This is a genomic window from Streptomyces sp. NPDC058697 (genome assembly GCF_042715345.1).
Taxonomy (GTDB): Bacteria; Actinomycetota; Actinomycetes; order Streptomycetales; family Streptomycetaceae; genus Streptomyces; species Streptomyces liliifuscus.
This window is the reverse complement of record NZ_JBHXSU010000017.1, coordinates 162,015-184,196: the sequence shown is the minus strand read 5'-3', so window position 1 is coordinate 184,196 and position 22,182 is coordinate 162,015. Positions and strand designations below refer to the sequence as shown.

Annotated in this window: 25 protein-coding genes and 1 pseudogene; 14 read left to right on the top strand and 12 right to left on the bottom strand. The window is 70.2% G+C overall.

The features are described from left to right. Nucleotides 1-11 precede the first annotated feature (11 nt). Nucleotides 12-1,559 (bottom strand): CehA/McbA family metallohydrolase, encoded by a 1,548-nt coding sequence (locus ACFWXQ_RS32775; RefSeq protein WP_383943124.1) that lies wholly within the window; start codon nt 1,557-1,559, stop codon nt 12-14. A gap of 223 nt (nt 1,560-1,782) precedes the next feature. On the opposite strand from ACFWXQ_RS32775, the gene ACFWXQ_RS32770 reads away from it, so the two are divergent. The 3 genes from ACFWXQ_RS32770 (at nt 1,783) to ACFWXQ_RS32760 (ending at nt 6,024) form a co-directional block, all read left to right on the top strand. Next, nucleotides 1,783-2,628 carry an LLM class F420-dependent oxidoreductase gene (locus tag ACFWXQ_RS32770; protein WP_383943127.1) on the top strand — a complete coding sequence of 282 codons (846 nt, stop codon included), beginning with the start codon at nt 1,783-1,785 and terminating at the stop codon, nt 2,626-2,628. Nucleotides 2,629-2,725: 97 nt separating this feature from the next. Further along, nucleotides 2,726-5,311, top strand: coding sequence for a bifunctional FO biosynthesis protein CofGH (locus ACFWXQ_RS32765; protein ID WP_383943130.1), 2,586 nt, complete (start codon nt 2,726-2,728; stop codon nt 5,309-5,311). 146 nt (nt 5,312-5,457) lie between these two features. Beyond that, on the top strand, nt 5,458-6,024 hold the full coding sequence (locus tag ACFWXQ_RS32760; RefSeq protein WP_383943133.1) for a hypothetical protein: 567 nt from the start codon (nt 5,458-5,460) through the stop codon (nt 6,022-6,024). Between the two features lie 51 nt (nt 6,025-6,075). Here the strand turns inward: ACFWXQ_RS32760 and ACFWXQ_RS32755 are convergent, their stop codons facing one another. The 8 genes from ACFWXQ_RS32755 to ACFWXQ_RS32720 all read right to left on the bottom strand — a co-directional run bounded on the left by ACFWXQ_RS32755 (nt 6,076) and on the right by ACFWXQ_RS32720 (nt 12,541). Next, nucleotides 6,076-6,582 carry a hypothetical protein gene (locus ACFWXQ_RS32755; protein WP_383943136.1) on the bottom strand — a complete coding sequence of 169 codons (507 nt, stop codon included), beginning with the start codon at nt 6,580-6,582 and terminating at the stop codon, nt 6,076-6,078. Continuing rightward, the gene (locus ACFWXQ_RS32750) at nt 6,566-7,057 is read right to left on the bottom strand and encodes an RNA polymerase sigma factor (protein ID WP_383943139.1); all 492 of its coding nucleotides are present in this window, start codon (nt 7,055-7,057) and stop codon (nt 6,566-6,568) included. The genes ACFWXQ_RS32755 and ACFWXQ_RS32750 overlap by 17 nt, the downstream gene beginning before the upstream one ends. Nucleotides 7,058-7,159: 102 nt before the next feature. Then, nucleotides 7,160-7,729: a class F sortase gene (locus tag ACFWXQ_RS32745; protein WP_383943190.1), complete on the bottom strand. Its 570-nt coding sequence runs from the start codon at nt 7,727-7,729 to the stop codon at nt 7,160-7,162. A gap of 95 nt (nt 7,730-7,824) precedes the next feature. Further along, on the bottom strand, nt 7,825-8,208 hold the full coding sequence (locus ACFWXQ_RS32740) for a sortase-dependent protein (RefSeq protein WP_383943142.1): 384 nt from the start codon (nt 8,206-8,208) through the stop codon (nt 7,825-7,827). A 362-nt stretch (nt 8,209-8,570) separates the two neighbouring features. Then, nucleotides 8,571-9,380 carry an SDR family oxidoreductase gene (locus ACFWXQ_RS32735; protein ID WP_383943145.1) on the bottom strand — a complete coding sequence of 270 codons (810 nt, stop codon included), beginning with the start codon at nt 9,378-9,380 and terminating at the stop codon, nt 8,571-8,573. A gap of 88 nt (nt 9,381-9,468) precedes the next feature. Further along, a complete protein-coding gene (locus ACFWXQ_RS32730; protein WP_383943148.1) occupies nt 9,469-9,891 on the bottom strand; it encodes a hypothetical protein in 423 nt (140 codons plus the stop codon). Nucleotides 9,892-9,942: 51 nt separating this feature from the next. After that, on the bottom strand, nt 9,943-10,605 hold the full coding sequence (locus ACFWXQ_RS32725) for a response regulator (RefSeq protein ID WP_383943150.1): 663 nt from the start codon (nt 10,603-10,605) through the stop codon (nt 9,943-9,945). Between the two features lie 94 nt (nt 10,606-10,699). Further along, nucleotides 10,700-12,541: a sensor histidine kinase gene (locus tag ACFWXQ_RS32720; protein WP_383943192.1), complete on the bottom strand. Its 1,842-nt coding sequence runs from the start codon at nt 12,539-12,541 to the stop codon at nt 10,700-10,702. Between the two features lie 307 nt (nt 12,542-12,848). Here ACFWXQ_RS32720 and ACFWXQ_RS32715 point away from each other — a divergent pair, with 307 nt between their 5' ends. Next, the gene (locus tag ACFWXQ_RS32715; RefSeq protein ID WP_383943153.1) at nt 12,849-13,448 is read left to right on the top strand and encodes a hypothetical protein; all 600 of its coding nucleotides are present in this window, start codon (nt 12,849-12,851) and stop codon (nt 13,446-13,448) included. On the opposite strand, the gene ACFWXQ_RS32710 is transcribed toward ACFWXQ_RS32715, so the two are convergent. Together ACFWXQ_RS32710 and ACFWXQ_RS32705 are read right to left on the bottom strand one after the other, a co-directional pair. Continuing rightward, on the bottom strand, nt 13,440-13,661 hold the full coding sequence (locus ACFWXQ_RS32710) for a DUF397 domain-containing protein (protein ID WP_383943156.1): 222 nt from the start codon (nt 13,659-13,661) through the stop codon (nt 13,440-13,442). The two genes, ACFWXQ_RS32715 and ACFWXQ_RS32710, sit on opposite strands and share 9 nt — an antisense overlap. Continuing rightward, nucleotides 13,658-14,467: a helix-turn-helix transcriptional regulator gene (locus ACFWXQ_RS32705; protein ID WP_234048284.1), complete on the bottom strand. Its 810-nt coding sequence runs from the start codon at nt 14,465-14,467 to the stop codon at nt 13,658-13,660. Before ACFWXQ_RS32705 ends, ACFWXQ_RS32710 begins: the two co-directional genes overlap by 4 nt. A gap of 116 nt (nt 14,468-14,583) precedes the next feature. On the opposite strand from ACFWXQ_RS32705, the gene ACFWXQ_RS32700 reads away from it, so the two are divergent. The 9 genes from ACFWXQ_RS32700 (at nt 14,584) to ACFWXQ_RS32660 (ending at nt 18,900) form a co-directional block, all read left to right on the top strand. Then, the gene (locus ACFWXQ_RS32700; protein WP_383943160.1) at nt 14,584-15,051 is read left to right on the top strand and encodes an ATP-binding protein; all 468 of its coding nucleotides are present in this window, start codon (nt 14,584-14,586) and stop codon (nt 15,049-15,051) included. Between the two features lie 288 nt (nt 15,052-15,339). Then, on the top strand, nt 15,340-16,158 hold the full coding sequence (locus tag ACFWXQ_RS32695) for a helix-turn-helix domain-containing protein (protein WP_383943163.1): 819 nt from the start codon (nt 15,340-15,342) through the stop codon (nt 16,156-16,158). A gap of 15 nt (nt 16,159-16,173) precedes the next feature. Then, nucleotides 16,174-16,545 (top strand): DUF6247 family protein, encoded by a 372-nt coding sequence (locus ACFWXQ_RS32690; RefSeq protein ID WP_383943166.1) that lies wholly within the window; start codon nt 16,174-16,176, stop codon nt 16,543-16,545. Nucleotides 16,546-16,612: 67 nt separating this feature from the next. Next, nucleotides 16,613-16,831 (top strand): hypothetical protein, encoded by a 219-nt coding sequence (locus ACFWXQ_RS32685; RefSeq protein ID WP_200396542.1) that lies wholly within the window; start codon nt 16,613-16,615, stop codon nt 16,829-16,831. Beyond that, nucleotides 16,824-17,252: a hypothetical protein gene (locus ACFWXQ_RS32680; RefSeq protein WP_383943170.1), complete on the top strand. Its 429-nt coding sequence runs from the start codon at nt 16,824-16,826 to the stop codon at nt 17,250-17,252. The genes ACFWXQ_RS32685 and ACFWXQ_RS32680 overlap by 8 nt, the downstream gene beginning before the upstream one ends. Further along, the gene (locus ACFWXQ_RS32675) at nt 17,252-17,395 is read left to right on the top strand and encodes a sigma factor-like helix-turn-helix DNA-binding protein (protein WP_383943173.1); all 144 of its coding nucleotides are present in this window, start codon (nt 17,252-17,254) and stop codon (nt 17,393-17,395) included. Before ACFWXQ_RS32680 ends, ACFWXQ_RS32675 begins: the two co-directional genes overlap by 1 nt. Next, complete coding sequence (locus tag ACFWXQ_RS32670; RefSeq protein ID WP_383943176.1) at nt 17,392-17,841, top strand: hypothetical protein; 450 nt, start codon at nt 17,392-17,394, stop codon at nt 17,839-17,841. Before ACFWXQ_RS32675 ends, ACFWXQ_RS32670 begins: the two co-directional genes overlap by 4 nt. 66 nt (nt 17,842-17,907) lie before the next feature. Beyond that, nucleotides 17,908-18,402 carry an Imm10 family immunity protein gene (locus tag ACFWXQ_RS32665; protein ID WP_383943179.1) on the top strand — a complete coding sequence of 165 codons (495 nt, stop codon included), beginning with the start codon at nt 17,908-17,910 and terminating at the stop codon, nt 18,400-18,402. A gap of 141 nt (nt 18,403-18,543) precedes the next feature. Next, on the top strand, nt 18,544-18,900 hold the full coding sequence (locus tag ACFWXQ_RS32660) for a hypothetical protein (RefSeq protein ID WP_383943182.1): 357 nt from the start codon (nt 18,544-18,546) through the stop codon (nt 18,898-18,900). A 91-nt stretch (nt 18,901-18,991) separates the two neighbouring features. Here ACFWXQ_RS32660 and ACFWXQ_RS32655 read toward each other — a convergent pair. After that, a pseudogene (locus ACFWXQ_RS32655) lies at nt 18,992-19,156 on the bottom strand (IS5/IS1182 family transposase); the annotation flags it as partial. 294 nt (nt 19,157-19,450) lie between these two features. Here ACFWXQ_RS32655 and ACFWXQ_RS32650 point away from each other — a divergent pair. Continuing rightward, nucleotides 19,451-22,182 (top strand): CHAT domain-containing protein (locus tag ACFWXQ_RS32650; protein WP_386269761.1); only part of this gene is annotated, 2,732 nt, incomplete at its 3' end.

The window sequence follows — 22,182 nt, the reverse complement described above, 5'->3', positions numbered from 1 at the left end:
CCGAGCGCAGCTCACTCCCGCCCGAGAAAGATCGGGTTGGTGAACCCGGCCATCGCACCAGGCAGCGGCCCAACCGCAGCCTCATGCCGCACCTCAGCCCGCACATACGCCGCATACTGCGCAGTCGTACGCCACTCCACAGTCCCACCCCCGGACACCGGCAGCACCGCACTCGTGTGAAGCACCCCCTGGTCCGTGACGAACCGAACCGTGCAGCGCGGCACGCCGGACGCCTCCAGCGTGACGGTCACCGGATCGTCGCGGTCGACCTTCAACCGCCCCCCGATCCCCGCGTGTTCGCCCTTCGGCCCGCTCGCGGAGAACGACAGCGACACCTTCTTGGACTCCGCGACGTACGAGCGGCCCGCCCGGATGCCCTCCTGGATCGCCTCGCGGGTCAGGTCGTCGGCGAGGACGACGGTCTGCGGCGTGCCGACCGGGTCGGGATCCCGGTGGGCGTCGCTGCTGCCCATCGCCGGAATCCAGCCCCGGCCACCCCCACCGTCACCCCGGCCCTCACGCACGGAGGCGACCAGCATGCTGTCCCAGTCGGCCAGCGACACCTCGTCGTCGGGGCCGAACGGGCCGTTCCACACCTCGACCGCGTCCGCCTCGCCGAAGCCGAACTTCCAGTTGCAGCCGACACAGGTGGCGTGCGGATGGGCGGGCACGACCAGACCGCCGGCCTCGCGGATCCGGCGGGCGTACTTGCCGAAGCGGTTGTCGCGCGCCCGGTAGCGCCAGTCGACGAACGTCCCCGGGTCGGTGCCGAGCGCGACGACGTGACCGTTCCTCGTCGTCACCTCCTCGCCCAGCATGATCAGCAGGTCGTCACCGGCCTCCGAGGCCCAATGGGCGTGCGCGGAGTGCGTGTTGTGCTCGGACGAGTTGATGAAGTCCAGGCCGGCCGCCCGCGCGAGGGCGGCGATCTCGGCCGGGGTGCGGCGGCCGTCGGAGTACCAGGAGTGCAGATGGCAGTCGCCCCGGTACCAGGCACGCCCACGGCCCTTGGCCCGCGACGGCGGGTACACCGGCTTCACGGCCGTGCCCGGCTCGCCGTAGGTCAGCGTGATGGTGACCTCGTACGGGAGTCCCTGCGGGGCCACCGTGTACGGGCCCAGCGCGATGTGCCAGGTGCCTTCCTTGACCGGGCCCGGGATGTAGCCCGGTGTCGCGTCGTCGGCGCGGATGAAGAACTCCGTGCGGGCCCCGCCCGACCAGCCGCGGAAACCCTTGCCGCCCAGCTCGGTGCCGCGCTGGTCGAAGATGCCGATGTCGAGCGCGTTGCCCGCGGTGCCCGCAGGCATGGAGGGCCTCTCGTAGGTGTACGCGACCTTGATCTCCCGTACGCCGTCCGGGACTTCGACGGGCAGGTACACGAAGTCCGGCGAACCGGTGGGCAGGGTGCCGCGGACCGTCCGGGTCTCGGACGCGTGTGCCGCGTCGGCGGCCTCGCTCGGAAAGCTCACGCTTCCCAACGTAAGCGCGGCGGCCGCTCCCGTCACGAACAGCGCGCGTCTGCCGATGCCGTGGTCACCGCTGTGGTCGTCCTCGCACATGTCTGCTGCTCCCGGGTCTCGTGAGTGGCTGAGTGGCATGTAGCGGTTCAGTAGCTGCGGGGGTGGTACGACAACTTTGGTATTCAGCCGTGAACTGCGGTGCAAGGGAAGGGGATCGGCAGTTTTCGGGTATGGAGCACTCATAAGAAGCATTCGTGAGGAGCGGGTGGAATCCCTACCGGTCGGTATGGACAGTTGGGGCCCGTGCCGGTAGGGAGGTGCCATGCGCATCTCTGTGACGATCTTCCTCACCGACGAGACGATCACCCCGACGCTGCTCGCTCGTGAGCTGGAGCAGCGGGGCTTCGCCGGGCTCTATCTGCCCGAGCACACGCACATACCCGTGGAGCGTGTCACCCCGTATCCGGCGGGTGGTGAGCTGCCGCCCGAGTACGGCCGGACCCTCGACCCCTTCGTCGCGCTCGGCCAGGCGGCGGCGGTCGCCGAGTCGCTCGCGCTGGGCACCGGGATCACCCTCGTCGCCCAGCACGACCCGGTCGCCCTCGCCAAGCAGATCGCGACCCTGGACCACCTCTCCGGCGGCCGTTTCACCCTCGGCCTCGGTTTCGGCTGGAACGTCGAGGAGGCCGCCGACCACGGTGTCGACTGGCGCACGCGGCGGGAGCTGGTCCGGGACCGGATGGCCCTGATGCGGGCGCTGTGGTCCGCCGAACCGACCGGCCACGAGGGCGAGTTCGGTTCCGTACGGCCGAGCCACGCCCACCCCAAGCCCGTACAGAAGCCGCGCGGGCCCGTCGTCGGTCCGCGCACGCTCGTCGGGGGAGCGGCCGGGCCGAAGCTCTTCGCGCACATCAGTGAGTACGCGGACGGCTGGATGCCGATCGGCGGCCGCGGGCTGACCGAGTCCGTGCCGGTGCTGCGGGCCGCCTGGGCCGAGGCCGGCCGTGACCCCGAGGCCCTCCAGCTCGTGCCGTACGCCGTGCTGCCCACCCCGGGCAAGCTCACGCACTACGCGGACCTCGGCATCGAGGAGGTCGTCCTCCAGCTGCCGCCGGCCGGGGAGGGGGACGTACTGCGTGTACTGGACGAATACGCCAAGTACCTGTAGCGGACCGCTGGTGTGTCACTGGTGCGCCGCTGGTGTGCCGCTTGTGACGCTGCCCATCTCATGCCGGGCCTGATCAATGCGATCGTATGCTCGAAGGATGACGACTTCCGCGACCTCCGGAACCGGGCCCACCGAGAACGCCATGCGTCGCGCCCTCAAACGCGCCCGCGACGGCGTCGCCCTCGACGTCACCGAGGCGGCCGTGCTGCTCCAGGCGCGCGGCGCCGACCTGGACGACCTGACCGCGTCCGCCGCCCGGGTCCGTGACGCGGGCCTGGCCGCGGCGGGCCGGCCCGGCGTCATCACGTACTCGAAGAGCGTCTTCATCCCGCTCACCCGGCTCTGCCGGGACAAGTGCCACTACTGCACGTTCGTCACGGTCCCCGGCAAGCTCCGCCGGGCGGGCCACGGGATGTTCATGTCCCCGGACGAGGTCCTCGACATCGCCCGCAAGGGTGCCGAACTGGGCTGCAAGGAAGCCCTGATCACCCTCGGCGACAAGCCCGAGGACCGCTGGCCCGAGGCCCGCGAATGGCTCGACGCGCATGGCTACGACGACACGATCGCGTACGTACGGGCCATCTCGATCCGCATCCTGGAGGAGACGGGCCTGCTGCCCCACCTCAACCCGGGTGTCATGTCGTGGACCGACTTCCAGCGGCTCAAGCCGGTCGCGCCGAGCATGGGAATGATGCTGGAGACGACGGCCACGCGGCTGTGGAGCGAGCCGGGCGGCCCGCACTACGGCTCCCCGGACAAGGAGCCGGCCGTCCGCCTGCGCGTCCTGGAGGACGCGGGCCGCTCGTCGGTCCCCTTCACCAGCGGTGTGCTGATCGGCATCGGCGAGACGTACGAGGAGCGCGCGGACTCGCTGTTCGCGCTGCGGCGGGTGTCGCGGTCCTACCACGGCATCCAGGAGCTGATCATCCAGAACTTCCGCGCCAAGCCGGACACGGCGATGCGCGGCATGCCGGACGCCGAACTGGACGAACTGGTCGCGACGGTCGCGGTCGCCCGGCACATCATGGGCCCCTCGGCCTGCCTCCAGGCACCGCCGAACCTCGTGGACTCCGAGTACGGGCGGCTGATCGGCGCCGGTATCGACGACTGGGGCGGGGTCTCGCCGCTCACCATCGACCACGTCAACCCCGAGCGCCCCTGGCCGCAGATCGACCTGCTGCGCGAGCAGTCGGCCGAGGCGGGCTTCGAACTGCGCGAACGCCTCTGCGTCTACCCGGAGTTCGTGCAGCGCGGCGAGCCGTGGCTGGACCCGCGGCTGCTCCCGCACGTACGGGCACTCGCCGACCCGGAGACCGGGCTCGCGGTGCCGGACGCCGTCGTGGAGGGCCACCCCTGGCAGGAGCCCGAGGAGGCGTTCACGTCGTCGGGCCGTACGGATCTGCACACCGCGATCGACACCGAGGGCCGCATGTCCGACCGGCGCGAGGACTACGACCACGTGTACGGCGACTGGGACGCCCTGCGGGAGGCCGCGGCGCCCGGGATGGTGCCCTCGCGGATCGACACGGACGTACGGGCGGCGCTGGCGACCGCCGCCGACGACCCGACCCGCCTCACCGACGACGAGGCACTCGCGCTGCTCCACGCGGACGGACCGGCGCTGGACGCGCTGTGCCGGATCGCCGACGACGTGCGCAGGTCGGCGGTCGGCGACGACGTCACGTACATCGTCACGCGGAACATCAACTTCACCAACGTCTGCTACACCGGCTGCCGCTTCTGCGCCTTCGCCCAGCGCCGCACGGACGCCGACGCGTACACGCTCTCTCTGGACCAGGTCGCCGACCGCGCCGAGCAGGCGTGGAACCTGGGGGCCGTCGAGGTCTGCATGCAGGGCGGCATCCACCCGGACCTGCCGGGGACGGCCTACTTCGACATCGCCCGCGCGGTGAAGGAGCGGGTGCCCGGCATGCACGTCCACGCCTTCTCACCGATGGAGGTCGTGAACGGCGCGACCCGCACCGGCCTGTCGATCCGCGAGTGGCTGACGGCCGCCAAGGAGGCGGGCCTCGACTCGATCCCCGGCACGGCCGCCGAGATCCTCGACGACGAGGTCCGCTGGGTCCTCACCAAGGGCAAGCTGCCCACGGCGACCTGGATCGAGGTGATCACCACCGCCCACGAACTGGGCATCCGCTCCTCGTCCACGATGATGTACGGGCATGTGGACCAGCCCCGCCACTGGCTCGGCCACTTCCGTACGCTCTCCCGGATCCAGCAGCAGACCGGCGGATTCACGGAGTTCGTGACCCTGCCCTTCATCCACACGAACGCTCCGGTGTACCTGGCGGGGATCGCCCGCCCGGGCCCGACGACACGGGACAACCGCGCGGTGATGGCGATGGCGCGGCTCCTGCTGCACCCCCACATCCCCAACATCCAGACCAGCTGGGTGAAGCTGGGCACGGAGGGCGCGGCGGAGATGCTCCGCTCGGGCGCCAACGACCTCGGCGGGACGCTGATGGAGGAGACCATCTCCCGGATGGCGGGCTCGTCGTACGGCTCGTACAAGTCCGTCAAGGAACTGATCGCCGTGGCGGACGCGGCGGGACGGCCGTCCCGGCCCCGCACCACGCTGTACGGCGAGGTGCCGGAGGAGCGGCAGCGGGCGGCGGCGGCCTCGGACGGGCATCTGCCGGAGCTGCTGCCCGTGCTGGAGTGACGGACGCGGGCGCGCGGGTTCCGGAGTTCCCGGGTGCGCGGGAGCGGGGTCCGGGGCGGGTGGGCCAGGATCGGCCGAGGACCTCGTCGGAGTAGGATGATCCGACCCTCCGACGGGGTGAATCAGAGCTGAGGAGATGCGTACGCGTGCCTGCCCGACGGCTTCCCTCGTGGGTCTGGGTCTCCGGTCTGACCGCGGCTGCTCTGGTGGCGGTGACGTTCCTGGCCGTCAAGGCCGACAAGGGCCCGCAGCCCACCGCCTCGGCCTCGCCGAAGCCCTCCGCCTCGGCGACCGCCAAGCCCTCCACCGGCCCCGACGAGTCCAAGCCGGTCGCGGTGCCGGACGGCTCCGGCACCGGACGGCGCATCGTCTACTCCCTCGACCAGCGCCGCGTCTGGCTCGTCGACGCGAGCGACGCGTCCCGGCGCAGCTTCAAGGTGTGGCCCGGGACGGTGAACCCGGAACCCGGCTCGTACACGGTCGGCACCCGGCGCGAGGCGAGCACGGGCAGTGACGGTGTGGAGATCGAGAACATCGTCTTCTTCACCGTCAGCTCCGGCACCAACATCGCGTTCTCGAACGCGGTGGACGGTTCCTCCCCGCCGCCGCCCGCGTCCGGCGTACCGACCGGCGGGATCCGGATGCGCGCCGCCGACGGCGACGCGGTCTGGAAGTTCGGCACGGCGGGGACGAAGGTCGCGGTCGTCGACTAGGACCGTGTGGACCAGGTCCGCCCCGGCGCCTCGCCTACGGCAGCGGGCTGTTCACGGGGCCGGGGTACTGGCCGCCTCGTCCGGAGCCTGTGACGGCTCGGTCGACGGTTCGAGGGACGGCGGGGCCTGGGTCGCGGGCGGCGCGTCACTGGGGGCGGTCGCCTCGGTCGGCTTGTCCGGGGTGGTGGTGCCCGGCGCGCTGGGGTCGTCGCTCGGTCCCGGGCGGCTGGGGCTGGGGCTCGGGGTGGCGGGCTCGGGCGACCGCGACGGAGTGGGCGGCGTCGAGGGGCTGCTCGCCGGCGGCGGGGCGAGCGGGACCGTCGGGGAGACCGGCGCATCGGATGCGGCCAGGCGGAACGGCAGCGCGATCAGGGCGGCGGCGACGCAGGAAAGGCCGACCCCGGCCGCGGCGCGGAGCACCCGGCGGCGCGAGGCGTCGCGGCGGATCGCCTCGTAGCCGCCCGGGGGCGGGGCGAGATAGCCGGAGGCGGGCCGCAGGATGACGGCGAGGGGGTCGTCGGGCTCCAGGTCCGGACCGTCCTCAGAGGGTGTGATCAAGGCTTCTCCTCAGGTGGGCGCGGAGCATTTCACGGGCCGCGTGGAGGTCGGCCTTGACGGTTCCTTCCTTGCGCCCGGTCAGCGCGGACACCTCCCGGATCGGCATGTCTGCGTAGTAGTGCAGCAGGATCGGTACGCGCAGTCGTTCCGGCAGCGACTGTACGAGCAGGCGCACCGACGGGTCGGCCTGTTCGTTCTGCGGCCGGACCGCGACCTCGTCGCTGACACGGCGTACGGCTCTGCGCTCGCGCTCCAGTTTGCGCCAGTGGTCCCGTACGAGGTTGGCGGCGGTGACGTAGAGGAATCCCCGTGGTTCGGCCACGTTCGTCCAGCGGGCCCAGAGCCGGGTGAACGCCTCCGAGGCGATCTCGTGGGCCGTCTCGTCGTCGTCGACCAGGCGGCGGCACCAGCCGGCCAGGCGCGGGTAGAGGGCGGCGAACAGCTCGGACGCTGCCTTCTCGCGGGACCGTTTCAACGCTCTCCATGGTCGTGATGGACTCGTAGGAAGGATCCCGGGCCGCGGGCGAACCGTCCATCGACGTACGGTCCGGCGGCCCAGGATCCTGGAGCTACGGGTTTATTGCGTGCTGTCGGAGCTCAGCGAGGCGAAGACGATCACGCTGTCGCGGTACCCCTCACCGGTGCGGGGGCCCCCGCAGGTGATGAGCCGCAGCTCCGGACGGCCCACGTCCCCGTAGACGTCGTCCGTCGGGAACTGCGCCTGGGCGACCGTCCGTACGTCGGTGACCGCGAACTCCGCCGTCTTGCCGTTCTCCAGGCGCGCCACGATCCGGTCGCCCCGGCGCAGCCGTGAGAGGTGGTGGAAGACACCGTCACCGTAGGAGCCGACCGTGACATGGCCGAGGAGCACCGACGGGCCGACCTGGCCGGGCGTCGGAGAGTGCTCGTACCAGCCCGCCTTGTCGTCCGCCGCGATCGGGGGCACCTCCACGGTGCCGTCCGAGGCCAGCCCCAGCCGCATGACCGGGGTGTCGACCTGAATGGCCGGGACCTGCAGCCTGACCGGGACCGAACGTCCGAGGGCCTTCGCCGTGTTCGCGGAGGGCTGCGACGAGCTCCCGGTCTTCTTCTCGCCTCCGGCCCGGTCGGCCTGCTGACCGTCGCAGCTCACGAGCAGCGAGGCCATCGCGGCGGTGACGAACGCGCGCCGGGAGAGCGCGTGCCTGGAGGGCACACGCTCGGACGGCACGCGCTTGGAGGGAACTCGACCGGGGGGCAAGGTCATGCCCCGGTCGCCCGCCGACGGCGTACGACGAAGAACGCCGCCCCGCCGAGGGCGAACGCCGCGGCGGCGCTCCCGGCGGCCAGCTCGCCGTTGGACCCGGACTGCGACGACGGCGGCACCGCACCGGTGTCGGGCGCCCCGCTCGGTACGACGGAGACCTCGTCGCCCGGCGCCTGGCTCGGCGCGGGGGTGGGCGCCACCGTCGGGGCCGTCTCGGCGGGCTTGCTCGGAGCCGGCGTCGGGGCGGTCTCGGCGGGAGCCTGGGTCGGGGCGTCGCTCGGCGCCGCGCTCGGGGTCGTCCCGTCGGCGAACGCGGGCACCGTGCTCGCCAGTACGGCGGTGCAGGCAAGTGCTATGGCGCTGAGGACAGTTCGGCGCATGAATCGCTCTCTTTCGTCGGCCCGCCCGCCCGATGACCCGGCGGACTGGGATACGGATCGAGCGGAGAGACGAGACAGCGACGGACCGGGTTGTAAAGAGCTGGCAAAGCCGCCGCCGCTTGGCCATGAGGAAACCGAGACCGGGGCCATGGTCCGGGCCGGGGCCCGTCTCGGCCTCAGGGCTCTGGGCGGAGCCGGGGCTCTGGGCTGAGGCGGAGTCGGGGCCTTGGGCGGGACCGGGGGCCTGGCCGGAGCCGGAGCCGGAGCCGGAGCCGGAGTCGGAGTCGGGGATGGAGTTGGGGCCGGGATCGGAGCTGGCGTCGGTGTCGGGGTCGGAGGCGGGCGAGGTGGGCACGGGGCGCTCAGCCTCCCTCTCCTGGGCGCCCGTCGTGCCCGCCGTGTCCGTCCTGCCCGTTCTGCGCGATGTGTCGGACGTTCTGGGTGAGCCACTCGTCGAAGGTCTGGGTGCCGCGGGACCCCGGTCCGGTTGGCAGGTTGCCGCCGCTCTTCATGGCCCGCCCGACGGCGCCGGGGAGCGTGACCGGCACCAGCAGCCGACGCCGGCCCCCGGCCCGCAGCAACTTGCGCACCATGTCGACGAGTTCCTCGACCCGCGGCCCGGCGAGCTCCGGCGCCATGCCCTGGGGCGGCCCGAGGACTAGCCGCGCGAGATGCTGGGCGACCTCGCGGGCCGCCACCGGCTGCGTACGCATCCGGGGCACCAACGCGAGCGGCCCCGGCATCCGGTCGAGGACCTGCTGCGGGAACTCCAGGAACTGCGTGGCCCGCAGCGCCGTCCACGGTGTCGCGCCCTCCTTGGCCACCACCTCTTCCTGCCGCAGTTTCCCCTGGTAGTAGCCGAGGCCGACCCGTTCGAGGCCGACGATCGACAGGAGCACGTGGTGCCGTACGCCGACCCGGGCGCCGGCGGCCAGGAGGTTCCGCCCGGTGCTCTCGAAGAACGAGATCGACTTCTTGGCGCTGGTGGTCTGCAGGTTGCTGACGTCGACGACGGCCTCCACGCCCGTCATCGCGGCGTCGAGTCCGGCGCCCGAGACGAGGTCCACGCCCCGCGACCTGGCCAGTACCACCGGTTCGTGCCCCGCGGCGACCAGCTCGTCGACCACGTACCGCCCGACCATCCCGGTCCCGCCCGCTACCGCGATCCGCATGACGGACCTCCTTCGTCAGCCGTGTCCCTGTCCCTGTCCCTGTCCCTGTCCCTGTCCCTGTCCCTGTCCATCCTGATCCCGTACGTCATCATGTGTCCCCTCGCCGCCCGGGGAGCGCCGGCACGAGGAGTAGGGCGGACGACAGCACGAGTGCCGTCAGCAGGACGACGTTGAGTACCTGGTCGCGCGTCCCGTACATGCCGAGATGCTGCATGTGGTAGCTGAGGTGCAGCACGTTGAAGACCAGCCACACCGCGCCCGTGGTCTGCACGAGCCGGGTGTTCCGTACGGAACCCAGGGTGATGGCGGTGAGAATCGCCAGTGCCAGGAACATGGCCCCGGCGTCCTTGGCGAGGTGTTCGTTGTACGGGCCCAGCTGGGGCAGCCAGCTCAGCCCGAAGCCGGGAAAGTTCGCGTGCCACTCCTTCGGCGCGAAATAGGCCCAGGCGCCTGTGTACAGCGCGGTCGCGGCGAGAAAGCCGAGGTTGGCGTACCGGATTTTCGTGTTCATGCCCCTATGACGAGACAGCGCACGAAAACGTGAGGCGCAGCGCGGGACCGGTCAGACGTCGCCCGGGTGCAGGCCGGCGTCGCGGGCGAGCAGGGCCGCCTGGACCCGGTTGTCGCAGTCGAGCTTGGTCAGGATGCGGCTGACGTACGTCTTCACGGTGGCCTCGCTCATGTGCAGCCGCCTGCCCGCGTCCGCGTTGGACAGGCCCTCTCCGAGCAGGGCGAGCACATCGCGCTCCCGCGCGGTCAGCCCGTCGAGGCGGTGCCTGGCCTCCTCCGCGCGGGCGGTGGCCCCGGGGGAGGAGAGGGCGTCCACCACATGCCGGGTGGCCGCCGGCGAGAGGTAGGCGTTCCCGGCCGCGGCCGCCCGCACCGCGTGGATCAGCTCGTCGGGCGCGGAGTCCTTGAGCAGGAACCCCGCCCCGCCGTGGCCGAGCGCCCGCAGCACGTTGTCGCGCTCGCCGAACGTGGTGAGGATCAGCACCCGTACGTCCGGTGCGGCGCGGCCCAGTTCGGCCAGGGCCGTCAGCCCGTCCATCACCGGCATCTGGATGTCCAGCAGGGCCACGTCGACGGCGGTGCTCCGGGCGCTCTCCACCGCCTCGCGCCCGTTACCCGCCTCGGCGACCACGTCGATGTCGGCGGCCGAGGTGAGGATCATCCTGATGCCGGCCCGGATGAGCGGCTCGTCGTCGGCGACGAGGACCCGGATCACACGGCCTCCTGCGCGGTGTCGGTCGGGAGCGGATGGCATGGCCTCGCCATCATGCCCTGATCCGGCCCAGCGGTCATTCAGGAGCCTTGTCGGGTCAGCCCTCGTCCTTGAAGGTCTGCTTCTCGACCAGCTCTCCGTCGCGGAAGCAGAACCGGAAGACGGTCGTGGTGTCGTCGGGGTCGTCGGACGCGAAGTGGCGGCAGTCCGCGCCCTTGGGTATCCGCGGGCCCTGGTCCGCCCAGGCCGAGGTCAGTACCGAGTCCTCGTCGGGCAGCTTGTCCTGCACGGCGGACTCGGGGTCGCCGACCTTCGCCGACTCGTACACCCTCGGCGGGATCGTGGCCTTGCTCATCTCGTCCATCAGCGCGGTCACCCCCCAGATTCCCAGGGCGACAACGCCCACGACGAGGACGACGGCGGTGACGGCGCAGCCGATGGCCACGTTCTTCTTCCTGCTCATGGTGGCGGCGAACTCCCCTTGCGGATCGGACCGGTTGATGACCGCTCCACTGTTGTCCGCGGCGCCGGCGCCCGGCTGCCCCACAAAGTCGTTGTACGGGCCGACGGAGGTCGTGTCGTGGGGGTGGCGGGGCTGGAGTTCGCCGCCTCCGGTGCTGCTCCCGGCGCTGGTGTTGGTGGCTGCGCCCGCGCCGTAGGGCAGCATGCCCGCGATGCGGAAGCCGCCGTCCGCGGTGGGACCGGTGTGCACCATGCCGCCGATGAGCCGGGCCCGCTCCTGGAGGCCCCGCAGCCCCTGGCCGCCGCTGATCACTGCCGGGGCGTCCGGCGCCCCGGCGGGCGCGGGCCCGTTGGCGACCTCCACCACCAGGCTGTCCGGTTCGTAGCGCAGGGCGAGAGTGATCGGGGCGCCCGGGGCGTGCTTGTGGGCGTTGGTCAGGCCCTCCTGGGCTATGCGGTACGCCGTGTGACCGGCGGCGGGCGCCAGCGCCCGGAAGGCGCCGGACCGGAGCAGTTCCACGGACGCGCCCGCGGCCCGGGACGACTCGACAAGGCCGTCGATGGCGGCGACCGCGCGGGAGCCGGGACGCCCGCCGTCCGTGTCGGCGGGTTCGGTGTGCTTGGCGCGCTCTGTGTGTCCGGGCTCGGTGGTGCGTACGTCGGGCCAGTTCCGGTTGTCGTCCCGTTCCTCCCGTTCCTCGTGGAGGATGCCGACGGCCTCGCGCAGCTCGCCCATCGCGGTCACGGAGGCGTCCCGCAGGATCCGTACGCCCTCCCGCTGTCGGTCGGTGAGATCCGGATCGACCTGCAGGGCGCCCGCGTGCACGGCGATCAGGGCGAGTTGGTGGCCGAGGCTGTCGTGCATGTCCTGGGCTATGCGGCCCCGCTCCAGCAGGCGCGCCTGCCGTGCCACCATCGTCTGCTCGCGCACGAGTTGGACGTTGTTCCGCTGCAGTGCGTCCAGCAGGGAGTGGCGCTGCGCCCGGTAGCGGGAGGCCAGGCCCGGCACGATCGACAGCGTGAGGAACAGGCCTGCGCTGAGCCCGCCCGTGAAGGCCAATGGCAGGTCGGAATCCGCGCTGAACTCGCTGCGGAAGGAGACCGCGGCATGCAGTACGAACGCTGCGCCGAACGCGGCAACGACCCGCCAGGGCTTCATGATGCGGCTGCCCGCCGACCAGCTCGCGTAGATCAGCAGCAGGGCCGCGCCGGCCAGATCCCCGGCCGCGGCCGCCGAGACGAGCAGCACGGTCGCAGGCAGCGAGCGCCGGATCAGCAACAGCAGGGCGATGCCCGCGACGACGACGAAGGTCCGTACGCCGAACCCCGCCCCCGCGGCGTCGGTCAGCCCCGCGAGCCCGGCGAGCACAACGGTGAGTACGGCCTCCCCGGCGATCCGCCCACGACTCCAGGGCGACGCGGCGGCAAGCCGGCGTCGGAGCGGCCATGCGCTGCGGGCGGTCTTCGCTTCGTCCAGTTCCACGGCCCGACGATAGGCAGTGCCCGGGAGCGCCCGCATCATCCCTGCGTCGCGCCACCGAACGACGAAAGTGGACGACCGCGGCCGGGGCGGGCGCTGTCGGGGGCCGCCGGTGCCGTATCCGCCGTATCCGCCGTATCCGCCGTGTCCGCCGTCTCCGCCGTCTCCGAAGGTCGCTGCGGACCGCGACTTCCGAGGACTGATCCGGGCGGCCATGGCCGCGACGATGACTCGGCAGGAATCAGCGCAGGCGACAACAACGCAGGCGACAACAGCGCAGGCGACGAAAAACGGGAGACGGCACGTGGACGACACACAACTGCAGGCGCACGAGCGGTTCAACGTCCGGCAGAAGATGACCTTCATGGCCAACCGGTACGTGGTGACCGTGGCCGGTCCGGACGGCTCCGAGGGCGAGGTCGTCGCCTACGCCCAGCAGAAACGGACCGCGATCAAGGAAGAAATGACCGTCTACTCCGACGAGTCCAAGAAGAGTGTCCTGTTCACTTTCAAGGCCCGCCAACTCCTCGACGTCGGCGCCACTTACGACGTACGCGACGAGACGGGCAACACCATCGGCACGTTCCGCAAGGAGTTCGCCGCCTCTTTGCTGCGCTCGACGTGGACCCTGGACCAACCGGGCACGACGCAGCTGACCGGCCGCGAGCGCAACAGGGCGGTGGCTGTCCTGCGCCGAGTCTGGGAGTTCCTCCCGCTCGTCGACTTCCTGCCGTTCGCGTGGCCGTACCACTTCGACTTCACCGAGGGCGACAAGCGATCGATGGCGGTCGACAAGAAGTTCGGCCTGCGCGACCGCTACGTACTCGACATAGCGAACCCCGACCTGGACCGCCGCCTGGCCATCGCCCAGGCGGTGGCCCTGGACGCCCTCCAGTCACGCTGACCGCCCGGCATGCCCCACGAACTCGGCCCACGCCGGCCCCGCGAACGCGAGCTGCGAGCCGTGCTTGTCCTTGGAGTCGCGGACGTGGATGGTGGCGGAGGTGGCGTGGGCTATGGCGACCTCGACGCACTCGGGGCCGTCGTTGCTGCTGTAGCTGCTCTTGAACCACTCCAGTGAGGAGTCGGCTTCGGCGGAGGCGGCGGTGGGGGTCATGTCTCTCCCAGAACTTTCTCGATCAGGGCCAGTGACTCCCGCGGCGTGAGAGCCTGCGCCCGGATCATGCCATAGCGCATCTCGACGATCTGAACCTCTTTCGGATCAGCGATCAGGCGACTGTGCAGCTGACCTTCCGAGTGCCCCAACGCCTTGCCGCCCTGAAGTTTCAGCAACTGGAGCGGGCCACCCATGCCCGCGTGATCCTCACGATCCGTCGGCATGACCTGGATCTCCACGTGCCTCAACCTGCCAACTTCCAACAGGCGTTCGAGCTGTTGCCGCAGCACCATTCTGCCGCCGATGGGCCGCCGTAGCGTCACCTCTTCCTGGACAAAGGTGAGCAGCGGTGCGGGCACGCGCTCGAAGACGGACTGCCGGGCCATGCGCGCGGCGACCTGGCGGTCGATCTCGTCCTCGGTGTACGCGGGCCGTCTCATCGCGAACAGTGACCGCGCATAGGTCTCCGTCTGCAGCAGACCGTGCATGTTGTGGTTGGCGTACGCGCCGAGTTCGACCGCCTCGGCCTCCAGGTTCGCCAGATCCCGCACCTTCTTGGGATACCTGGCCTCGGCCACGTCCTTCTTCATCGCCGAGAGCTTGCCGCCCGCATCGAGAACCTCGTCCGCCTTGTCGAGGAACTCCGGCTGGGGCACCCGCCGCCCCCGCTCCACGGACGAGACCATCTCCTCGCCGTATCCGATGGCAGCCCCGAACTCGGACTGCCGCATCCCGGCGGCTTCCCGCCACGCCTTGATCTGACGCCCGACGGCCTTGAGTACGGCCGTCGCCTCCTCGTCCTCCACAAGCTCACCTCTCGCGCGTACGGACGGGACAACCACGCACCGGACAACTGCGCACCGCATCCGTACCGCACCCGGACAGTCACGCTGCGTACCGGCTTCGCCGCTGTTCAGGGTAGATGCAGGCGGCCACGCTGAGTGACGTGAACAACGGAATCCAAGCCCCCGCCCAACCGGTCCTCGCCGCCCGGCACTTCACGATCCTGCTCTCCGCGACCCGCCGCGGCGCCCGCCTGGCCCGCCTGCTCACGGAGCGCCAACTCGTGGAATGGGAAGCCGAGTCCGAGCCCGCGCTGCACGTGGTGGCCGAACTGGCCGCGAACGCCGTACTCCATGGACGCGTCCCCGGCAGGGACTTCAGGCTGACGCTCAGGCTCGACGAGGCCGGCGTGCTGCGCATCGAGGTCACCGACGCCCGGGGCGACCGGCACCCGCGTATCAAGGACCCGGTCGGTGACGGTGAGGAGTCGGGCCGCGGCCTGTTGCTGGTGGAGGCGTACGCGGAGGGGTGGGGCGTGGTGGACGGCCCGGGACCGGGCTGCAAGACGGTCTGGGCGGAGCTGACGCCGGGTCACGGACAGGAGTGATGCCGGATCGTGGATCGTCGTGACCCGGTAGGGCCGGACACCAAAAGAAAGAACCGGGGAAAGAACCCAACCCACCCAACCGAGCCCGTCATCCACCGCACCGCTAGCAGTCCCGCGTCTCTGACTGCTGATCACTCGGTCGGGTGATCGCGGCCAATTCGGCTGGCGGAAAGGCGGATTGGTCGGGCAGCGTCAGCGCGAACAGACAACCGCACACATGAAACGGCCCCCGCAGGGACTGGCATCCCGAACGAGGGCCTGACCACCTAGGAAGAAGCAAGCTTCCCGATGACTGATCAGCACTTTAGCGCGCGCACGCGCGCCCGGACCGGCCGTTCCCACCAAGGAGTGGGACACGTCGACGAGCACCACGACGAGCGGTTCACCGTGGTCGGAAACCACCTGGCCCAGCACTCGGAGCTGTCATTGACGGCCATCGGTCTGGCGGTCCACATCCACTCGCTCCGCAGCGGCACGCTCGTCGGTATCAAGGCGCTGGCGGCGAAGTTCCCGGAGGGAGAGACGAGGATCGCCTCGGCCCTGCGGGAGTTGGAGACCCACGGCTACCTGTCCCGCATCAAGGAACGCCTTCCATCGGGCCGCATCGTGACGCGCACGATCTCGTACAACAAGCCGAGGACACACACGCCCCCGCTCCCGCCGAAGCCACACGGCGAACCAAAGCGAACCCCAACCCCGCCTCCGGTCGTGCCGACATCACCCCCGCAGCCAGAGCCCCCCGCCCCTGCCCGCGACGTCCTCGCAGGCCTACGCACCCACGACCCCCGACTCCACCTCAGCGAGCAGGACGTACGCCGCCTAGCCCCCGCGGTGGCCACCTGGCTGGAACGAGGCGTCACCCCGGACGACGTACGGCGAACACTCGCGGCAGGAATCCCCCAGGACGGCGTACGCCACCCAGCAGGCTTCCTGGCCCACCGCCTCACGGCACTCCTCCCCCCACCCCTCCCAGCAGCCCTTCCAGAGCCACCCCGCCCGGCCCCCCTCCAGAACTGCGACGACTGCGACCGAGCCTTCCGGTCCGTGACACCGGGCCGCTGCAGGGGCTGCAGCACATCCCACGAGGTCCGAGCGGCAGCGGCGTAGGGAATGGCGTAGGAAATGAACGAAGGCCACGGACCCCTGATGCCGATGCCCGAACGCACCCCCGACGCGCTACGGGCTGCCGTCGCCCGAATCGCCCCCAGCCGGCTCCCGGCGCTCACCCAACACCTCTTCGAGGCCACGACGAACGCGCAGCAGACCCAGAGCCTCGCCCCACTGCGGGCTTTCGTGCATTCGTGGGCCGTCTTCGTCGCGATCGAACGGCACCCGCAGCGCGCCGCCCGTCTCCATGAACTGGAGCGGATCGTGGACGCGGGGGACCAGGAGCCGGCCGAGGCCATCGCCGAGATCCGCGCGATCCGGGCGGCGGCCGAGGCCGAGGCGGGCGCCGCATCGAGGACGGCGTCTCACTCCGATGTCACGCTTTGAAGGGCTCGACGCACCTATCTAGTGCTGCGGTGCATGAGCATCACGGAGGAGTCGACAAGGGGATGCGATGCAAGAGGCACTCATCGTGGCTGCGGGCATGGTGGCCGCGGGGCTGTTGCGATTGCTGCATCGATGGCTGATCGAGCGGAGTCGCATCCAGTTGGTGCGCGCCCGGCAAGAGGGAACCAGCGACCGGGTGCGCGTGCTCCCTCCGGGAAGCGTCCTCAACGAACTGCGCGAAGGCGAAGAAGTGCGTATCGAGATCGGTGGAGGTGGACGTGGATGAGTTGCAGCAGACGCGCACGACAGCCGCTCAGGGGCTAGCGCTACGTCAAGTGCCGGATACGAAGCCAGAAGAGCCGGATGTGGAGAAGCAACAGGACTTCTCCAAGTACTACGCAGAGCACATGGGCAAATTGATCCGTCACCTCATGCGGCAAGGCGCAGAACCGCATGAGGCTGCGGAGGCGGCCCAGTCGGCGTTCGTGGAGGCCTACGCGACGTGGAGAAAGATCGAGTATCCCGGCCCATGGCTGCGACGTGTTGCGTTCCGTCTCCTCTTACGCCAGCCCATACGCGAAGTGTTGTCCGGCGAGCTCCCGGATACGGCGTCACCCCAGTGTCCAGTGCGGAACGTGGAGATACGCCAGGAAGAAGAGCGCGTTCTTGCTCACTCTCCGAACTGCCCCCGGCCCAAAGGCAGGTGATGGCGTGGCACCTGGACAACTACAGCACCAAGGAGATTGCTGAAGAGTTGGAAGCAACCCAAGAAGCGGTGAGGAAAAACCTGGAGCGCGCACGGAAACAGCTCAAGCAGAGTCTTGGAATAGCGGAAGGAGGCAAGCTGTGACTCACTTCGACAGCGATCGCGAACTGGACGCCTTACTGCACTCGGCAGACGACCGGATTCTGGAGAGTGTCGAGGGCGCACTCGATACGGCCGTTGGGCTGGCGGCCATCACCGGTGCCCCTCCCAACTCGACGGTGACGCCGATTCGGAGTACCACGGCTCAAACCAAGCCAATGGAACGGCGACGCACAGAGGGACCGGGAGATTCGGCACCCGAGAGCCGGCTCCGCGCCCAAGCCCCGACGGCCCAGGTCAACAGCCTGGACGGCCTTAGGCCTGAGCCGCGACGCGATGAGATCACCACGCTCGACAGCCATGCGACGGAGGAGCCCGTCACCATGCTCGGTAACCACATGCCCAGTGAGCCCACGTCTGAGTCGGAGATTGCGTCGATGGACAACGGCATGCCGTCCCCGCCCGCCCTGGACCTGGACGGCAACAAGTGAGACACCTTCTCTGATGGTGGCCCTCCCGGATCTGGTCGCTTTCGGGGCTCCTGCTAGAACCCAGGCATGGCTTACAGATTCACGGCTCGTGCGATAGCTGCAGAAGTCGACCACGCCAACGACGTCATACAGGCGGGTGTCGCCGAGCACGACAGCGGCGAGGGCTTCTTACTCCTGTTCATGAGCAACATCGGCGAAGCGTCGCGTCAGAACGTGTCGCTCGGCCTCGACACCTACTGCCTGGTGACTCAGGACCAGGGCACGGCCTACGGCTGTGTCCGAGAGGTGGACCTGTCGGGCAACCTGCTTACTGTGTCGCTGGATCCTGCTTCGTTGGATGACCTGGAGTTGGAGAACGCGGAGATCGAGGCATTGCTCGACGCTCCGGAAGAGGACATCGAGCGGCTGCGGGAGGTGCTCGTGCAGGTGCTGGCGTACGGGCGCGAGGATGCCCGTCCTGGACGTGTCGAACTCCAGGCCCGGCCCTGCGTCTTCAGCCAAAGGGCAACGGAAGTGCGAACGGAGATCAATGAGTCCTCCAGCGCTGCCGCTCCAGGCTGAGGAGGGTCGCGGCGAATCACGACATTCGAAGGGCGCAGTCACCAATGGGCCGACTCCGATGACGCCAAGTCGCCCGGGAAATGGGAGCATCACGCCGGTGCGAGCATGACGGTCACCGTGCGCGTGGGGAAGACTGGACAGATGGCTCACGACCCCGGCGGACTCCTGTTCGTAGCGCTCGGTCTCGTACTTGTCGCTGCCGGCTTCGTCTGGCGGGGACGTGTCCTGCGCCCCCTTTCGGTGAAGCGGGCCCGGGCCGCCGCGAACCGGGACCGTTCCAGAAACCTGCTGCGTTCTGCGGACATGGCGATCGCCGAAGCGCGCCGCCGGGCTGCATCCGGCGAACCGGCCATCGTCACGGTCGGGGACGTGACCAGTGTGGCCCGCCGGCACTACGGGCACATCTCCGTGGAGCGCGAGGAGGCAGCTGCCGCCCTCCGTCAGCGCTTTGAAGCCGCCGAGTGCCGGGTGGACTGCATGACCGACGCTTTCAACTGACTGCCTGCTCGGCGGGTGCTTGATGCCAGGGGTGCCGAAGCGTCACGTGATCGGTGGTCACTCTGAAAGGGCTCAATGAGCGTTTCCAACCTCACACTGACGCGTGGTGAAGGACGAGGACAGCCCTAACGATGTCGGTGATTCGGTTGGTGCTGCAGCGGAGCTTTCGTAGGAGGCGCCAGCTCTTGCGCGTGGCCATGGCCCGCTCGCCAAGGGAGCGGATCTTGGCGTGGGTGGTGTTGTGGCGGCGCTTGCCCGTCTCGCTTTCCGTCCTCAACTGGACTTCGGCGGCCCTCAGTGCGCGTTTCCGACCTGCTGCGCCGACTTCCGCAGCAGTGTCCCGGTGCCGTGCATACAGCCCGCGGTCTCCGGCGCCTCACGGTGGACGAGGCAACAACCGCGGAACGGACCACATCAGATGGCTGACCGCCATACGGGCCCTCGATGGCGCTCTGCAACGATAAGATGACGCATGGTTACTGGGCTGGTTGTGGACGCCAATGGGTTTGAGCTGGTCGTTGACGGTCAGCGGGTCGGTCCCCGTCGGACGTTGCAGGCCACTGACATCGACCTGCTCAATGCCCTTGCCAGCCGGTATGTGGATGCCGTGCGTTACGGCTCGAAGGGCCAGGCGCTGCTCGCGGTGGGACGCGAGTTGTATCGGTGGCTCGACGGCGACCGCGGCCAGTTGACGCGCCTGCTCGATGAGGCGTCGGCGCCAACGGTGTTTGAGGTCCGTGCTCCAGCTAGGCCGTCCGCAGCGGCGTGGGCGCTGCTGCGGGCCCCGTACGAGCTGCTGGCCGCCCCCGAGGGCGGGTTCCTCGCCGAGGCGCCGAAGCTGTTCGCCGTGGCGCGTCGGCTCGGTCAACCGAGCCCGGCGCAAACCCTGGACGGGTACCGGCTCGGGGTGGCGTTCATGGCCTCGGCACCCCGGGGCCAGCACGAGCTGGACTTCGAGGCCGAGGAGATGGCCATCCTCAACGCCGTCGGAGGGTCGAGCCTTGATCTCGCTGTCGAGGACTCCGGTAATCCCGAGCATCTTGGCCTGCGTCTGTCCGAGCTTGGCGGGATGCCGGTGGTTCATCTGTCGTGTCACGGGCTGCACAACTGGCGCCCGGGGCCTGACAGGCCCGCCACGCCCGTCCTGCTGATGGAAGATGATCTCGGAGGCGGGTATCCGACGAGCGCGGACGCGCTGGTGAGTCTGTTGACCCCTCGGCCGCGGCTGGTATTCGTGTCGGCCTGCCTGACCGCCACCGGTGCCGACGTGACCGGGCATGTTCCCGCCGGCGCTGGCCACCGCGGCGGTCCGACAGCCGAGCCCGGGGTTCCGGTGGCGCACTCGATGGCCACCGGGCTGGTGGCCGCCGGGATTCCCGCGGTCATCGGCTGGGACGGCTCGGTCAGCGACCAGGCTGCCACTCGTTTCGCCGAGCACCTGTACCGGCAGCTCAGCCGCCGCGTCGAGGTGGCCGAGGCCGTCGCCGGCGCCCGCCGCCACCTGCTGGCCTGTTCCGATGAGCGCCAGCGCGCCGAATGGCACCTGGCGCGGCTGTGGCTGGGGCCGGCCGGTGGTGGCCCGCTGGTCGCGGGAACCCGCAAACGCCAGATGGTGCCCCCGCACCATGTGACCAAGACATTCCTGGACCGCAAGCACCAACTGCCGGTCGCGGCCGCGGAAATGTTCGTCGGGCGCCGCCCGGAAATGCAGCACACGCTGCGGGCCCTGCGTGGCGGGCAGAAGGCCGGGGTCCTGCTCCACGGGCAGGGCCGGTTGGGCAAGTCGAGCCTGGCCGCCCGCATCGCCGACCGTCACCCCAACCGAGCTGTCGCGGTCGTGTTCGGCGACTACACCCCGACGGCGATCCTCGATGCCATCGCCGACGCCGTCGCCGCCAACCCCGACGCCCGCACCCTCATCGAAGCGAGGCGTGTCGAGGTCCGCCAACAGCCGGAACGCCTCAAACCGCTACTGGTTGATCTGCTGGCCGGACCGTGCGCCCAGGAACTCGACGACGTTCGCAAACCCCTCCTGCTGATCATCGACGATCTCGAACAGATCCTGACCGCCAACCCTGATGGCCCGCACCGGCTCGACCCCGGGCACGCCACCGTGCTCGCCGACGTGCTCTCCGCGTTCGACCCGTCCATCACCGACAGCCGACTGCTGATCACCAGCCGTTACACATTCACTCTCGACGGGCTGGAGGCCCGGCTGGAACCGGTCCAGTTGCAGCCACTGTCGTCGGCGGCCCAGCGCAAGCTCCAACACCGTCAGCAGGACCTCGCCCCAGCAGGCTTCCGAACCCAGCGCGCCGAGCTGGCCCAGCGAGCTCTGGACGTCAGTTGCGGCAACCCCGGGCTGCAGGACCTCATCGGGCTGCGCCTGGTCTACAGCAGCCAGGTCGACCGGGCTCGCGCCGAGGCCGCCGTCGTCGGCATGGAGGCTTACCTTCACCAGGGTGACCCCCCAGCCGACAACTCCGACATCGGCGAGTTCCTGGAGAACCTGGCTCTCGACACCCTTCTCGACCAGGCCGGGCCCGCCCACCGCGACCTGTTGCGGGCCTGCACCCTGTTCACCGTCCCGGTCCCGCAACCCGTCATCGACGTCCTCGCCGCCGCTGTCGGCGGATCGGCGTCCCGCCTGTGCGGCCTCGGGCTCCTTGACGCCTTTCCCGATCAGCACCGCCCCGACTTCCCGGCCTTGGCCGTCAACGCCCTCGCGGCCGGACGCCTGACCCCTCTCAGCCCCGACGAGCGGGCCGCCCTCGCCACCGTGGCCGCCGAACCGCTGTACGCCCAGTGGGGTGGTGCCACACCCCGACCCGCCCGCGGCAGCGACCTGGACCTGCAGCTGACCCAACTGGCCCTGGCCGCCGACAACCCGACCATCACCGCCAACTGCGCCGCCGCGGCCGTGTCCGCCCTGCGACAAGGCCTCGCCTCCATCGCCGCCGAGCTCGGCCACCACGCGATCACCCTCCTCGACCGCAACAACCACGAGGTTCCTGTCATCCTGCTACGGGCCGTCGCCGACGCGGCCGTCACCAGCGGCGACGGCAACCACGCCGACACCCTGCTCCACCGCGCCGTCCAGCAGACCCGGACCAGCGACCGGCAGACCAACCCGGCCGGCCACGCCGCACTTCTCTATGACCACGCCAACCGCCTGATCACCCGCGGCGAGGTCGACCAAGCCGAGGACCTGCTCCACCAGGCCCGCCAACTGTTCACCGACGCCGGTGACACCCGCTCGGTCGCGATCACCTGGGGCCAGAT